Raw genomic sequence first — 14,091 nt, forward strand, 5'->3', positions numbered from 1 at the left:
ATTTTGATTACCTTTCAGGTACTGTTTCACCACTGTAACAGCCATTCTTTAAATTGAACAAAATGAAATACAATCTCGCAGAAAAACTGGCTATCGTAAAGGCCATCGACGAAGTAATACGGGTAGACGGACAGGTAGATCCGGCGGAAATTGAACTCCTGAGGCAATTGATGACCGTTTTGAAATTTGACCGTGGCCTCGTGGAAGAAGCCAGAAATATCACCGCCAAGGAATGTATGATGATCCTTAAGGGAATGCCCGATAACAAAAAGCACGCCCTGGCCGTAATGCTGAATGAGATGGCCAATGCAGATGGCAATTTCAATGAAAAGGAATACCAGCTGATCTTCAATATACTAATGGAAGCCGGTATTAAAGTAGAGGATTCCGAAGCCTGAAAACCATTAAAATAATGGAGCCTGATTTTCAATACTAATTGAGAAACAACCCGTTGCTTTAAACATATTCGTTAAAAAAGTGTTAATGTTTTAACTTTTTTCCTTATATTCGGGACGCTATACAACACTAACCCATGGAAAAAAGCGAAAAACTAATACTGGCGCGCGTGCTGGTTGGTATGATCAGCATTGCCATTGTTACCCTTGCCCTGTTGCTCTACAACGAATATTCGGATTTGTTTTATGAGCAGGTAGAACATTTATTGGTACAGTCCATGATCGGGTCAGAAAGCCCTCTAGTCAGTCAGTAAACTGTATCAAATGAAAGACCGGATCCAGCTTCACCAGCTGGATTTTTTGTTTTAATCCAATATTCAATAAAAAAGTTGGTTAAACTTTGCCCAAATCCCCGGAAGCATAGCAATTATTTCCTACCTTTTTGCTCAAACCACTCATAAACAAACACATCATGAAACAGCTCTGTCTACTATTATTTTGTTTAAGCGGGCTTCTTGCTTTCGCTCAAAACCCTACTATTGACCATCTTGTGGCCGACTTCGAACGCGGCAAAACGCTTTCCCTTGCATACGTGGATGCCATGCCCGAAGATCAGTTCAACTTTAAACCCACCCCGGAGACCATGTCCTTCGCCGAGCAAATGCTGCATACGGCGCAGGGAACATTTGGGTTGAGTTCCAATGCCTCCGGTGCTGAAAATCCCTATGCCGGCCAGAACCTGCAGAAGGACGAGTCCCTGCATTCCAAAGCCGAAGTAAAACGACTTCTTGCGGAAAGCTTTGATTTTGCCATTGCCGGTACCAAAAACATGGATCCGGCCCAATTCGAAGAAGTTGTAGAACGCTGGCAATTCAAGGTAACCCGCCTGGGCTGGATGCAAAAAACCAAAGAACACATTGACCACCACCGTGGCCAAACGGCCGTATATCTGAGGTTGGCTGGTATTACTCCACCACAGTACCAGTTGTTTTAGACTGGAAGGTGAACATTCATATTTTATCCAGGAACTATGACAAAGGCTAAAACCAGGATTGGCTGGTCTGTTGGCGCTGCCCTGGTTGTAGCCAATATGGTGGGCACCGGGGTCTTTACGAGTCTCGGGTTTCAGCTAATGGACATACAAAACACCTGGTCTGTGCTGGGGTTATGGGTTTTGGGAGGTATCCTGGCGCTCATTGGTGCCTTCTGCTATGCCGAAATTGGCAGTGCTATCCAGAAATCCGGGGGAGAATATGTTTTTCTATCCAGGCTTTACCACCCGGTACTGGGCTATATGGCGGGCTGGATATCGCTAACCGTTGGGTTTGCCGCGCCCATAGCCCTGGCGGCAATGGCCCTCGGAGCCTACCTGGGGAATGTGCTGGACGTACCACCCCAGACACTGGCTATAGGCGTCATAATAATTATTGCCCTGGTACATTCGTTTAATCTCTCGGTAAGCAGCCAGTTTCAGTCTTTTGCCACCTGGTTTAAAGTAATTCTGATCCTCTTCCTGATCGGGGCCGGGTTCTGGGTTTCTTCTTCGGCCTCTGCCCTCGACTTTTCAGCTAGCTGGACAGGGGAAATCCTCAAACCCTCATTTGCCATAGCCTTCGTATATGTTACCTACTCCTATACCGGCTGGAATGCAGCCTCGTATATCATTGAAGAAATTGACAAGCCGAGGATCAACCTGCCCAAAGCCCTGGTAAGGGGCACTCTAATTGTAACCCTGCTTTATGTCCTGTTGCATGTAGTCTTCCTGAAGCATGGTGACCTGGATTCCCTTAAGGGTCAACTGGACGTGGGCCATGTCTATGCTACCAATGTATTTGGGAATGAAGGTGCGGTGATCATCAACGTGCTGATAGCCTTTTTCCTCATTTCCAGTATCAGTGCCATGACCTGGGTGGGGCCACGGGTGTCACAGGCGATGGGGAGGGATTTTAAACTCTGGAAATTCCTGAACAGGCAAAACAAAAACCAGATACCTGTGCTGGCCGTTTGGTTTCAGGCTGGCATCAGTATCGTCTATGTGGTTACCGGGACTTTTGAAAGTGTGCTGTTGTACTGCGGTTTCATTCTACAACTGAGCGCTCTCCTTACCGTATTTGGTGTATTTATCCTACGCCGGAAAGGACTTAAGGAAAATCAGTTTAAATCTCCGTTATATCCCTGGCTCCCGCTGATTTTTGTTCTGATCAGCCTTTGGATCCTTATCTACCTGCTCATTGATCAACCCAAAGAAAGCCTGGTAGGCTTGCTTATCCTGGGTATTGGGGTGTTGACTTATTATGTGAGCCCCAAATCCAATTCTTCCTGATCGTGAATTATTTTTTTGAAAGCACCATGTAGATCAGCTTCTGTTCATCCATGCCATAATCCGCTATTCCATCCTTTTCCTCGTAAAGAAGCACTTCAAAGCCCCCTTCTTTTTCGAACATTTCTTTAATGGCATTTGCCTCGCAACCAAAGTTGGGTCGCCCCATGCCAATACCCGCTTCCCGGTGGAAGAATTCAAAGACAAAAAGTCCGCCCGGTTTAAGTCCTTTTTTCAGTCTTGCTGTAATGTCATCTACCCAAAGGCAACCTCCGTACAGCCAGGTGATCAGGTCCCATTGCCCATCTCCAAAATCAAATGTATCGAAACTCTCGATTTTAGTTGTCAGTTCCAGGCCTGCCTTCTCTGCCTGTTCCTCTGCATAGGCAACTGCCTTGTCTGCCAGGTCAAATCCGGTGACCTTCCAGCCATTCTTTGCCAGGAAAAGTGCATTCCTTCCCTGCCCCATTGCCACTACTAAAGCATTCCCCGGATCCACTCCATTGATGGTTGTAGCAAGCAGGTTGTTGGCTTCCTTGTTGAAAACATAGTTATCGTTATCTACCAGACTGCGGTTCCATCGCTGCCGGATACGTTCATTGCGTTCCTCTATAGACATAGTTTGAGCATAGGAAACAGCTCCCAAACATAAAGCGAGAATGATCAGTGTAATTTTTGGTGTTTTCATGAGATAGTATAATTAGTTTAGTGGGATATTCTTTTGAAGGGTTGTCGCTCCCTGTAAGTAAGGCTCCTCCACAGCCATTCCAAAGGCCCGAAACGGAAATACTTCAACCAGATAGGGCTAACAATAAGTTGAAATAGCCAGATGCCTCCAACAACGTAATACAGTTCATAGCGCTCCAGCTGCCCAAAGAGTGAAAATCCAATGCCGGTAAATACGAAAGCGCATATCACAGAGTGCATAATGTAGTTGGTCAGAGCCATCCTGCCTACTGCTGCCAGTGCATTTCTAAGGAATCCCAGTATACCTGATTTACAGAATAACATAATGAGTCCGATATGCCCAAAAGCCACAGCAACCCTTCCAAAGGGATAGGTAAGCCCGGATTTCATAAAGGCAAGCACTGAGAAATTGTCGTTTATAAGAATAGAAGTCTCGTAATAGTTTATGGAAACCCCTATTCCATATCCCAGGATCATCATTAGCAGATAATCGCGCCTGCGTAGACTTGCCGTGATAACCTGAAGCTTAAACAGAGCTATCCCCAACAGCATCATGGGGAGGACATCCCAGGGGTTGTAATCATAATTAAAGGACGTCTGTACCATGCGGTTTATAGGGGCAAGGAACAATACCAGGTCCAGGTAGCCCTTATGCATGCTTTCGGTGTTTTTATGGATACTTTTATCATCTGGCTTCATTTCGGCCATCATCCCCTCCCAGGTTTCTTTTCCTGCCTTGACCTCATCCGGCAGTTCGGCCCCTTCCTCATAGGTTTGGGCCAGCTGGTACTTTTCATAGGAGTCCATGTTAGAGCTGTACTGGTAATACTGCAGTCCAAACCCAAACATAATAAGCACAACAACCCCTATTATCAGTTTTTTAGCCGGTGCATTCCGGAAAGGAAAAAGAAAGAGTCCATAAAGCCCGTATGAAAACAATATCTCCCCGGGCCATAGTATGAGGTATGCGTGGATAACCCCGAAGATCAGCAGCCATATGGTCCGGCGGTAATAAATATCGGCTACTTCAAGTCCGCCTCCCCTATTGATCATACGGGAAGTCATCAGTACCATTCCTACACCAAACAGCATGGAGAACAAGGCTCGCATAGTTCCTTCAAAGAACAGGTTGTTGATTTTCCAGACCAGGAGATTTAGGCCATCGGCCCCACCCTGTACGGTTGGGTCTCCGTAAGCCATGAATACCAGGCCAAAGCCTGCAATGTTCATCAATAAAATTCCTAGGAGGGCTACACCGCGGAGCACATCCAGGGCAGCAATTCGCTCCGAGGCCGATACCGGCCCCAGCGCTTTGGTGAGATCAGACATGTTAGTTGTTAGGTTGGTTGTGATGGTAAGATAAGATAAATAATGCAATAACATACATGCTTCCCAAAATGCATTCTCCTCAATTTTTTTTGTACTTTCTGCTGCCGAAACAACTCTTTAATACTCTTCATACAAAATTCCTTTATTATGATCCAGCGCAAACTCTCCCTGAAGACAGTTGCACTTATGGCCACAGCACTGTCTTCTGTCCTGATGAATGTTACTTTTTCACAAGGTTTTGAAGGATCCTACCGCTTTCCCAGACAAGTCCTTTAATAATGGACCAAAAAACGGTACGCTATATGGGAAGCAGTCCTAAATATCCTGAAAAAGTCTACCTCAATGGAAAAATTCTCGATGCCGACCAGGCACAGATCTCCGTATTTGACCGGGGTTTTATCTTCGGAGATGGGATCTACGAGGTGATGGCCCGGATCAACGGGCGGTTTTTTTTCAAAAAAGCCCACCTGGACCGGTTAAAATGGTGCCTGAAACAAATTGATATTTCCCTGGATGTGGATGCCCTGGAACGAGAGATCCCGGCCTTGCTGCAAGCCTCCGGACTGGACAACAAGGACTGCCTGTTGTACATGCAGGTAAGCCGGGGCGTGGCACCCCGGCAACACAGCTTTCCCAAAGGGATAAGGCGTACCGTGATGATGTATGCCTGGGAGAAAAAGCTGCCCGATATCAACAATAATCATGCTTCCGTAGTCACCATGGCCGACTTCCGCTGGTCGCGCTGCGATATCAAAATGACCTCCCTTCTGGGCAATGTCATGGCCAACGAACACGCCATGCAAAACGATTGCTATGAGACTGTTTTTGAGCGCAATGGTATTATTACAGAAGCCTCACATTGCAACGTGTTCTTTGTGAAAGACGGGGTCGTCTACACGCATCCCACTGGGCCTTACCTGCTGGATGGCATTACCCGACAGGTGGTTCTGGAGCTTTGTGAACAACTAGCAATTGAAGTTCGATTAGAAGGTGTTCCAGCTTCCGAGATTCAAAACATGGATGAGGCCTTCCTTACCGGGACCAGCACCCAGGTGCTGGCGATACAAAAAGTGGATGACTATAGCTATTTTGAAAAGGAACCCGGACCCCTTACCCAAAAGCTGCAGCAAGCCTTTTTAGGTTTGAAAAGGACGGTATAACGGAGAATTTTATAAATTGATGACGCCAACCATCAATTAATGCTCCGCTTCTTTCGTCAAATCCGTCAAAAACTAATAACTGAAAATAGGTTCAGTAAATACCTGTTGTATGGAATAGGCGAGATTTTGCTGGTGGTAATAGGTATTTTAATTGCTCTTCAAATCAACAATTGGAACAATGAAATCCAGGACAGGGAAAAGGAAAAATACTACCTGAAGAGTGTCAGAACCAGTATTGAATTATCCCAAAACGAATTGGACCGTGTAATCCGCGATGCCAAACTGATCTCCTCCAGTGCGGATACCTTGTTTTTACTCCTGGCCCGGGAGAAGTACGGCTTGCTGAATGGTATTTTCCTGGACAGCCTGTTGTTCAGAGCGGCCGACTACAGCCAGATTTCCCTAAATGACGGTGGCATACAGGAAATATTAAATACTGGCTCCCTGGGTATAATTACAAATGATACCATCAGGGTTATCCTGGCGTCCTGGAATGAAAGGATGCACGTAATCCGGAAGTTCGAAGCGGAAACCAAAGAACTGAATCAAAAGTATGTGGCATACCTGAATAACTATATAAATGCATCCCGGTTTTTACTGGATTCTGTTAGTGTTGTAATCCCCGAAAAGAAGAAAACATTATTGACAGATCCGCTTTTACGCAATTATTTGGAACGCATCACGGGTCTGCATTATGACATGCATGACATGTATTCAGAAGAAAAGCGAATGCTGGATTCTTTATCTGGCTTGATTAAGCAGCACCTTAGGGAATGATTCGCTTCTTCCGACAAATCCGCCAACGTCTTTTAACCGAGAACCGGTTTACGAAGTACCTGCTATATGCAATCGGGGAGATCATCCTGGTGGTAATCGGGATCCTCATCGCTTTGCAGATCAACAACTGGAATGAAGAACAACGGTCAAAAAGACAAGCCGATGTATTTCGAGAAAAGCTAGTTCAGGACGTTATTCAGGACACGCTCAAGATCAATGAAATCCTTGAAGATCGAAAGCGCATCCAAAAAAATATCAAAGATTACTTTGAATATTTTGATTCAGGGCAACATACACCTGAAACCCTCATTGATTCTGCAAGGAGTGTAAAATGGTCCCTCTTCAGGTACCTTCCCCAGAACTACACTTTTAGGGATATGCAGGCTACCGGCAATACCTCTCTGTTAATGGAAAAAGAGCGCGAAGGTCTTATTGACCTTGCTAACACACAAGATTTCCTTATTCAAATTATTGAAAAGCAGATCGATGAGATTCTGGAAGAATTACACAAACGGGATGCCTATTTAGGCGACCATATGTCGGAAACCGATTTCTTTGAAACGCTGAACGCCCCTCTTAACCCTGCCGAATCCCGGAAAGGGTTGCTGCATCAACACAATGCCTTTACAGAAATAGTAGAATTGGGAGACATCATGGAAGCATTTGCAATTTCGATTAAGCAAAAATCCAAAAACCTGATCCTCCTCCTGAAACAAAATTGATTAGCATGATCCGCTTCTTTCGCCAAATCCGACAGCGCCTCCTCCCGATAGCTATCGGGACTGATGGCTATACAGGTTATTAGCTGCTGTGTACAGTTCAAAGGCTTATTTCAGATATTTAAGCGGAGACTAATCATAATCCCGGTATTACTTGCTTATGTGCCTAATATGTGCTTACTTCCCGTTTTTTAAAAACAAAAATCCTATGAAATATCTCAGCTTGTTTTTGATGCTGGCAATTCCTTTTGCAGGAACTGCCCAGGAAAATAAATGGACTCCTGAAGAGATTATCAATACGGTCTATGTAGGCAGCCCGGAATTTTCCAAAGACGGACAAAAAGTGGTCTGGTCCCAGAGAAAAGGCCTGAAAAAAGAAGACAAATTCGTTAACCAGCTTTACATGGCCCGTTTGAATAATGAGGCCGGCAAACCCAAAGTAGTACAGCTCACGCGCTCCAAGTCAAGTGAATCCAACCCCGTATTCAGTGCAGATGGGGAAAGCCTGTATTTCCTGTCGTCCCGGGAGAAAGGCAAAAAACTGTGGAAGCTCAACCTCTACGGGGGGGAACCCGAAGAGGTCCACACATTTGAAAATGGCATCAGCTCTGTAAAAAGACTGGATGCCGGAACCCTTCTCTTCATTAGCGAGGAAGGGAAAACGCTCTATGATATCTCCAACGAAAAGGACAATACCAACATTGTGGAGGATACGCTTCACTGGAACCCAAGGCGTATCTATTCTTTCGACCTCAAATCCAAAGAGATCAACAGGATTACTGAAAATGCGTACCGCATCAACAATTATGAAGTTTCCGAAGATGGACAATACCTGGTCTATCAGGAAATCACCACTCCAGATTATGGCGTGGACGGGAACCCCAAACCCAATTACGTGCTAGTAAATCTTAAGGAAAAGTCCTCTACCAAAATCCTGAGTGGTTTGCAAAGCCCAACGGCGTATCGCTTTACAAAAGATGGAAAGGGCTTTTATTTCTCTGCAGAAACCTCCTCAGACCCGGAATGGAATGGTTCAGGGATACGGGAACTGTATTACTACACATTTAGCACAGGAAATTACACCAAAGTCCCGTTGGAATGGGAAAATGGCCTTTCCGGGGAATATTTCCTGAACGGGAATGGCCTTATCGTACAACTGGCCAATGGCCCTTTAAGGAAAGTCAGATACTACGAAAAAAAGAACTCGGACTGGTCGTGGAAAGATATTTCACTGGGGGATCAGCAGGAACATGTTTCCGTAATGGCATTCAACCCGGCTTCCGGCAAAATCCTCTACCGGCACTCCACAGCCTCGAAACTCCCGGAATACTACCTGGCTAAAATTAAAGTAGGGCGAAAAAGCATCTCCCTTGAGGGATCAAAAACACTTACTTCCCTCAACGATAAACTCAAAAAGAAGCCTATTGCCAAATCTGAAATCATTTACTGGAAAGGGGCTAATGATGAAGAGGTAAACGGAATTTTATACTACCCCAAGAATTACGTGGCCGGGAAGAAATACCCGCTGGTCCTGAGTATCCATGGCGGACCAACCGGAGTAGACCAGGATCGCTGGTCCGAACGCTGGTCTACCTATCCCCAGATCTTTACAGACAAGGGGGCTTTTGTGCTGAAGCCAAATTACCACGGCTCAGGCAACCACAGCCAGGCATTTGTAGAGTCCATTAAGAATGGGAAATACTATTCCCTGGAGGAAGTGGACCTCTACAATGGCATACAGCACCTGAATCAGCAAGGCTACGTGGATATGGACAAACTGGGAATAATGGGCTGGTCTAACGGTGCCATACTGGCTACCTGGATGACCCTCCAATACCCCGATATGTTCAAGGTGGCTGCACCGGGTGCGGGTGATGTTAACTGGACATCAGATTACGGTACCTGCAGGTTCGGTGTGACATTTGACCAGAGTTATTTTGGCGGTGCCCCATGGGACGATACCAACGGAAAACATTACAACGAATGGTACATCAAGTATTCCCCAATCTTCGAGATTGAAAAAATCAAAACCCCGACAATCATTTTCCACGGGAGTGAAGACCGTTCTGTTCCGCGCGACCAGGGCTGGGAGTATTATCGAGGACTGCAACAGGTTGGGAAGGCCCCCGTTAAATTCCTGTGGTTCCCGGGTCAGCCACATGGCTTGCGCAAGATAACACACCAGCTAAGGAAGATGAAGGAAGAAATTGACTGGTTTGAAACTTACCTGTTTAAAGATAAAAAGGAGGAAAACGAGGCCTTCAAGAAAGATAGTCCGCTTGCCTCACTGCTGAGTTTGCAAAAGAACATGTCTGGTGATGGCCTGTTGGGGACTATGGAAAACGGAGTGCTTATCCCCAGCGTGGTAGCTACTGCTAAAGACAGCATATCCATTGGCACCCACGAGGTTTCAATTGCCCAGTACCATGCTTATACCGGAAAGGATTACGACCGGCTTCATGCCAACATGCCTGTTACCGGATTAAGCAAGGCAGATATAGAAGGTTACCTCTCCTGGTTATCCGAAAAAATGGGAGCTACCTACAGGTTGCCCAATGCAAGTGAAGCTAAAAAATGGCACAAGAAGGCCCGAACAAGCTATAAGAACCAGAACAACCTCAACCATTGGGCTGGCTATAAGCTGACCAATCTGGATGTTGCAGATTTACGCTCCAAAATGGGTGAATTGAAAGTCTCCCTGATCAGGAACGGGGGAAGCCATCCCATGCTTAAACTGAAAGAAGGGGTTATAATCTATGATCTGGGTGGAAATGTGGCCGAGTATTATTCTGATGGAGGGAATTTAAAGACCTACGATTACAGCGCTTATGATTTTGTAGATCCCGCCAGTACCGCTAATAAGCCTGCGCCAGAACATACAGGTTTCAGGGTGGTTAAGGAATAGGGATTGATTTAGCTCATTATAACACAAAAGACGCCCAGGATATGTTATCCTGGGCGTCTTTTTTTTTTATCCTCTAATAGAAAATATCCTATCTTTAAATCATCACGTCCTGCCCAATTCATAGTATTGGGGCCTTATACCTGACTAATGGACAACCAGACAACCCGTATTAAAGCACTTCAGCTAAAGCTGGAAGAGCTCTTGAAGAGGCAGGAGGCTTTTTCACAGGAAATATCAGAATTACGAGATGCGATCTCAGCCCTTCAGGAAGAAAACGTCGTAGAGGAAGCAATACCTCCAACCTCCGAAACCGAGACAGTAAAAGAACCTGCCCCTGAAGTAACCCGGGAGTTCGCTGCCAGCAAACCGCCGGAATATACTACGGCAGAAGTCCCGGGAAAACGAAGGAGCCTTTACCGGAAACAGCCAGAAAAAATACTGGGCGGGGTTTGTTCCGGGCTTGCGGAATACGTGGGTATGCCCACCTGGCTGATGCGGAGCATCTGGGTCCTTTTCAGCCTGCTTTTCTGTATAGGCGCCATCATTTACATAATCTTATGGGCCGCAATCCCGGTCGCACCCGGAACCTATCCTGTTATGGAAAAAGCTCCCTCACCGGATGCTGAAAAACCAACGAAGATTCCAGATTCACCCTCTAGTCAGGAACAGGAGCCGCCAACTCCCGGGCCAATAACTTCCTCAAGGGCTGTATTCAACCTGGAAAAATATATTGGGGAAAGCCTTATCAGCAAAATTGGCATGGTTGTCCTTATTATAGGGGCGGCTATAGGTGTAAAATACTCCATCGATAACGATTTGATCAGTCCGACCGTGCGAATTATACTGGGTTATTTGCTTGGTATATCGCTGCTATTCATAGGTGGCCGACTGAAGCAAAAGTATGAGACCTTCAGTGCCATCCTGGTAAGCGGTGCCATGGCTATCCTCTATTTCATGACTTTTGCGGCCTATTTATTTTACGGTATGTTCCCGCAATGGGTTGCATTTGCCTTGATGGTGGTGTTTACTGTAGCCACTGTAGGCATTGCCCTTAAATACGACAGGCAGATCATAGCACACCTTGGTCTTGTAGGTGCCTATTGTATTCCCTTTTTGCTGGATGAAGGTCGGGGTGAGCCTGCAGTTCTTTTCAGTTATGTAGCCATCATCAACCTGGGGATACTTTTTATCGCATTTCGGAAGTACTGGAAACCCCTTTACCTGTTTTCCTTTGGGGTAACCTGGCTTATCTATTGCAGCTGGTTCGTGTTCAATTTCAGTAATGATGAACACAGTGGCATGGCTGCTTTCTTTGCCTTCCTGTTCTTCCTCATTTTCTATATTACTTTCCTTGCCTATAAGTTCATCAAGAAGGAGGTTTTCAATGTACTGGATGTGTTCCTTTTGCTCGCCAATTCCTTTATATTCTTCGGTTTTGGCTACAGCATCATCGAACAATCCCCGGAAGGGGCATCCTATCTTGGTGCTTTTACCCTTTTCAATGCCCTCTTGCACGGCATAGTAAGTTTTGTAGCCCATCGCTTCAAACTGGCCGACAAGAATATTTTTTACCTGGTGACCGGGCTGGTGCTGGTTTTTATAACCATCAGCATTCCCGTTCAACTGGATGGCAACTGGGTTACCCTGCTATGGGCCGGTGAAGCGGTCCTACTTTTCCATATAGGAAGAACAAAAAACGCCGGGGTGTACGAAAGCATGGCTTACCCCTTAATAACGCTGTTCGCCCTTAGCCTTATTCATGACTGGGGAGATCTGGGTATGGCTGCTCGCTTTGCAGATGAAACCAATACTTATACTCCATTTTTCAATCGGGTTTTTCTTACCTCATTGTTAAGTGCTGCAGCCCTGGGCTATATCAATTTCCTGTTCTATAAACTACCCTCCTCAGCCAGCTGGGTTAAAGAACAGGGGCTCTATTCCCTTATCTCATACGGTTTGGGCGGATTACTTATCGGTGTTTTATATACTGCTTTTTCGATAGAAATATCCAATTACTGGAATCAGTTGTCATCGGTTTATTCTTTCCCATACCAGGGAAGTTCATACCAATACGTTCGGGATGCAGCATCATTCAAGGCAGTATGGCAACTCAATTTCACCCTGGTATTTCTTAGCCTGCTTGGTGTGGCCAATAATTGGAAGTTTAAGAGCCGCTCCCTGGGGATTGTCAGCCTCAGCTTAAATGCTCTTGCCCTGCTTTCATTTTTAACCTCTGGCTTGTTCCTTTTGAGTGAATTGCGAGAAAGTTATCTGGAGGCATCAATAACTAACGAGACCCTGATATCAGGTTTTCACATCGGCATTCGATACCTGTCTTTTGTGTTCCTCGCCTTGTTCCTGTTTACAAGCTACAAAACCTTAAATAAGGGTTACGTATCACTGAAAAAGGATATCGTATTTGATCTGGTGCTGGCTGTGACTCTTTGCTGGATTATTACCAGCGAACTGCTGCATTGGCTGGATCTTGCTGATGTTGTAGAGTCCTATAAACTATGGCTTTCCATATTATGGGGTCTGTATGCCATGGGACTCATCAGCCTGGGAATCTGGAAAAAGAAGAAACACCTGCGGATTGGTGCTATTGGACTTTTCTCCCTGACGCTGGTGAAGTTATTCTTTTACGACATAGCACACCTGAATACCCTCTCCAAGACCATTGTTTTTGTTTCCCTGGGGATTATCCTCCTCCTTGTATCCTATTTGTATAATCGTTTTAAAAATATAATTACGGACGATTAAAACAAGAACCCGTGTACAACATAAGCTGGCCCGGATATCATATCCGAGCCAGCTTATTTACAATTCATTTCCGTATATTTTGCCTTTGTTTGTAACAAACCAACAAAAAACACTACCAATTTAAATATCAACCAAAAACCAAAACTCCTCTATGGAACTTATTATCGACAGCCTGTCCAAAACCTATTCCAATGGCGTGCAGGCACTTCGGGATGTGTCCCTGACGATCCCCCAGGGCATGTTTGGACTCCTTGGCCCTAACGGAGCTGGAAAATCAACCTTAATGCGAACCGTTGCGACACTACAGGATGCCGACTCAGGCTCCATTACAATGGATGGTATTGACGTGCTTCAGGACCGGCAGGCCGTCCGGGAATGCCTGGGGTATTTGCCTCAGGACTTTGGCCTGTATCCGCGTATCAATGCCGAAACTATGCTCAACCATATCGCCCAGATGAAAGGGATTGGAAACAAGAAAGAACGTAAGGAAGTAGTATCGTCACTGCTGCATCGGGTAAACCTCTACAAGGATCGCAAAAAAGCCCTGGGAACCTATTCCGGTGGGATGCGACAACGCTTTGGAATAGCACAGGCACTTGTGGGTAACCCCAGCCTGATTATCGTGGATGAGCCTACAGCCGGACTGGACCCCTCTGAAAGGAACCGGTTCTATAACCTGCTCTCAGAAATTGGTGAAAATACCATTGTAATACTTTCTACCCATATTGTGGAAGATGTAAATACCCTCTGTTCCAACATGGCCATAATTTGCATGGGGGAAGTACTGATGCAGGGCACACCCAAGGACGGTCTTGCCAGGGTAGACGGCAAAATCTACCAAAAAGCCATAGACAAATCGGAATTAGACCAGTACAGGGAGGATTTCCATGTAATCTCAACCAAACTGATCGAAGGGAAACTAAGCCTGAGGATTGAAAGTGACACAGCCCCGGGAAATGGATTTGAACCCACCCCTGCTGAACTCGAAGATGTGTACTTCAGTTTTATTTCAAAAAAAGTAGATCCCATCACCATTTAA

At 45.7% G+C, this 14,091-nt stretch carries 13 protein-coding genes; 11 read left to right on the forward strand and 2 right to left on the reverse strand.

The genetic code is table 11. The annotated features are described in order from the left end of the window. The first annotated feature begins 62 nt into the window (after nucleotides 1–62). From OO016_RS02335 to OO016_RS02350, 4 genes are all read left to right on the forward strand, one after another. Nucleotides 63–398 (forward strand): tellurite resistance TerB family protein, encoded by a 336-nt coding sequence (locus OO016_RS02335; RefSeq protein ID WP_266010497.1) that lies wholly within the window; start codon nucleotides 63–65, stop codon nucleotides 396–398. A gap of 134 nt (nucleotides 399–532) precedes the next feature. Continuing rightward, nucleotides 533–709, forward strand: coding sequence for a hypothetical protein (locus tag OO016_RS02340; protein WP_266010499.1), 177 nt, complete (start codon nucleotides 533–535; stop codon nucleotides 707–709). A gap of 158 nt (nucleotides 710–867) precedes the next feature. Further along, complete coding sequence (locus OO016_RS02345) at nucleotides 868–1,389, forward strand: DinB family protein (protein ID WP_266010501.1); 522 nt, start codon at nucleotides 868–870, stop codon at nucleotides 1,387–1,389. Nucleotides 1,390–1,425: 36 nt separating this feature from the next. Further along, on the forward strand, nucleotides 1,426–2,718 hold the full coding sequence (locus OO016_RS02350) for an APC family permease (RefSeq protein WP_266010503.1): 1,293 nt from the start codon (nucleotides 1,426–1,428) through the stop codon (nucleotides 2,716–2,718). Between the two features lie 7 nt (nucleotides 2,719–2,725). On the opposite strand, the gene OO016_RS02355 is transcribed toward OO016_RS02350, so the two are convergent. Both OO016_RS02355 and OO016_RS02360 read right to left on the reverse strand, forming a co-directional pair. Continuing rightward, nucleotides 2,726–3,403, reverse strand: a complete 678-nt coding sequence (locus tag OO016_RS02355; RefSeq protein WP_266010504.1) for a class I SAM-dependent methyltransferase — start codon at nucleotides 3,401–3,403, stop codon at nucleotides 2,726–2,728. 17 nt (nucleotides 3,404–3,420) lie between these two features. Then, nucleotides 3,421–4,731 (reverse strand): DUF418 domain-containing protein, encoded by a 1,311-nt coding sequence (locus OO016_RS02360; RefSeq protein ID WP_266010505.1) that lies wholly within the window; start codon nucleotides 4,729–4,731, stop codon nucleotides 3,421–3,423. A gap of 147 nt (nucleotides 4,732–4,878) precedes the next feature. Between OO016_RS02360 and OO016_RS02365 the strand changes: the two genes are divergently transcribed. The 7 genes from OO016_RS02365 to OO016_RS02395 all read left to right on the forward strand — a co-directional run bounded on the left by OO016_RS02365 (nucleotide 4,879) and on the right by OO016_RS02395 (nucleotide 14,091). Further along, nucleotides 4,879–5,007 (forward strand): hypothetical protein, encoded by a 129-nt coding sequence (locus OO016_RS02365; RefSeq protein WP_266010506.1) that lies wholly within the window; start codon nucleotides 4,879–4,881, stop codon nucleotides 5,005–5,007. 2 nt (nucleotides 5,008–5,009) lie between these two features. Then, nucleotides 5,010–5,891 (forward strand): aminotransferase class IV, encoded by an 882-nt coding sequence (locus OO016_RS02370; protein ID WP_266010508.1) that lies wholly within the window; start codon nucleotides 5,010–5,012, stop codon nucleotides 5,889–5,891. A gap of 39 nt (nucleotides 5,892–5,930) precedes the next feature. Then, on the forward strand, nucleotides 5,931–6,668 hold the full coding sequence (locus OO016_RS02375) for a DUF6090 family protein (protein WP_266010510.1): 738 nt from the start codon (nucleotides 5,931–5,933) through the stop codon (nucleotides 6,666–6,668). Continuing rightward, complete coding sequence (locus tag OO016_RS02380) at nucleotides 6,665–7,390, forward strand: DUF6090 family protein (RefSeq protein ID WP_266010512.1); 726 nt, start codon at nucleotides 6,665–6,667, stop codon at nucleotides 7,388–7,390. The genes OO016_RS02375 and OO016_RS02380 overlap by 4 nt, the downstream gene beginning before the upstream one ends. A 205-nt stretch (nucleotides 7,391–7,595) precedes the next feature. Beyond that, entirely contained in the window at nucleotides 7,596–10,292 is a 2,697-nt protein-coding gene (locus OO016_RS02385) for a prolyl oligopeptidase family serine peptidase (RefSeq protein ID WP_266010514.1), read from the forward strand. Nucleotides 10,293–10,439: 147 nt separating this feature from the next. Then, nucleotides 10,440–13,052 carry a DUF2339 domain-containing protein gene (locus tag OO016_RS02390; RefSeq protein ID WP_266010515.1) on the forward strand — a complete coding sequence of 871 codons (2,613 nt, stop codon included), beginning with the start codon at nucleotides 10,440–10,442 and terminating at the stop codon, nucleotides 13,050–13,052. A gap of 151 nt (nucleotides 13,053–13,203) precedes the next feature. Continuing rightward, nucleotides 13,204–14,091 (forward strand): ABC transporter ATP-binding protein, encoded by an 888-nt coding sequence (locus OO016_RS02395; protein WP_266010517.1) that lies wholly within the window; start codon nucleotides 13,204–13,206, stop codon nucleotides 14,089–14,091.

The organism is Lentiprolixibacter aurantiacus (genome assembly GCF_026241225.1).
GTDB classification, from domain to species: Bacteria; Bacteroidota; Bacteroidia; order Flavobacteriales; family Flavobacteriaceae; genus Lentiprolixibacter; species Lentiprolixibacter aurantiacus.

What these genes read in the sequence shown, in the direction of transcription:
- OO016_RS02375 (WP_266010510.1), top strand. Translation starts at nt 5,931, where the DNA reads ATGCTCCGCTTCTTTCGTCAAATCCGTCAAAAACTAATAACTGAAAAT.
- OO016_RS02370 (WP_266010508.1), top strand. Translation starts at nt 5,010, where the DNA reads ATGGACCAAAAAACGGTACGCTATATGGGAAGCAGTCCTAAATATCCT.
- OO016_RS02390 (WP_266010515.1), top strand. Translation starts at nt 10,440, where the DNA reads ATGGACAACCAGACAACCCGTATTAAAGCACTTCAGCTAAAGCTGGAA.
- OO016_RS02345 (WP_266010501.1), top strand. Translation starts at nt 868, where the DNA reads ATGAAACAGCTCTGTCTACTATTATTTTGTTTAAGCGGGCTTCTTGCT.
- OO016_RS02380 (WP_266010512.1), top strand. Translation starts at nt 6,665, where the DNA reads ATGATTCGCTTCTTCCGACAAATCCGCCAACGTCTTTTAACCGAGAAC.
- OO016_RS02395 (WP_266010517.1), top strand. Translation starts at nt 13,204, where the DNA reads ATGGAACTTATTATCGACAGCCTGTCCAAAACCTATTCCAATGGCGTG.
- OO016_RS02335 (WP_266010497.1), top strand. Translation starts at nt 63, where the DNA reads ATGAAATACAATCTCGCAGAAAAACTGGCTATCGTAAAGGCCATCGAC.
- OO016_RS02340 (WP_266010499.1), top strand. Translation starts at nt 533, where the DNA reads ATGGAAAAAAGCGAAAAACTAATACTGGCGCGCGTGCTGGTTGGTATG.
- OO016_RS02360 (WP_266010505.1), bottom strand. Translation starts at nt 4,731, where the DNA reads ATGTCTGATCTCACCAAAGCGCTGGGGCCGGTATCGGCCTCGGAGCGA.
- OO016_RS02350 (WP_266010503.1), top strand. Translation starts at nt 1,426, where the DNA reads ATGACAAAGGCTAAAACCAGGATTGGCTGGTCTGTTGGCGCTGCCCTG.
- OO016_RS02355 (WP_266010504.1), bottom strand. Translation starts at nt 3,403, where the DNA reads ATGAAAACACCAAAAATTACACTGATCATTCTCGCTTTATGTTTGGGA.
- OO016_RS02385 (WP_266010514.1), top strand. Translation starts at nt 7,596, where the DNA reads ATGAAATATCTCAGCTTGTTTTTGATGCTGGCAATTCCTTTTGCAGGA.
- OO016_RS02365 (WP_266010506.1), top strand. Translation starts at nt 4,879, where the DNA reads ATGATCCAGCGCAAACTCTCCCTGAAGACAGTTGCACTTATGGCCACA.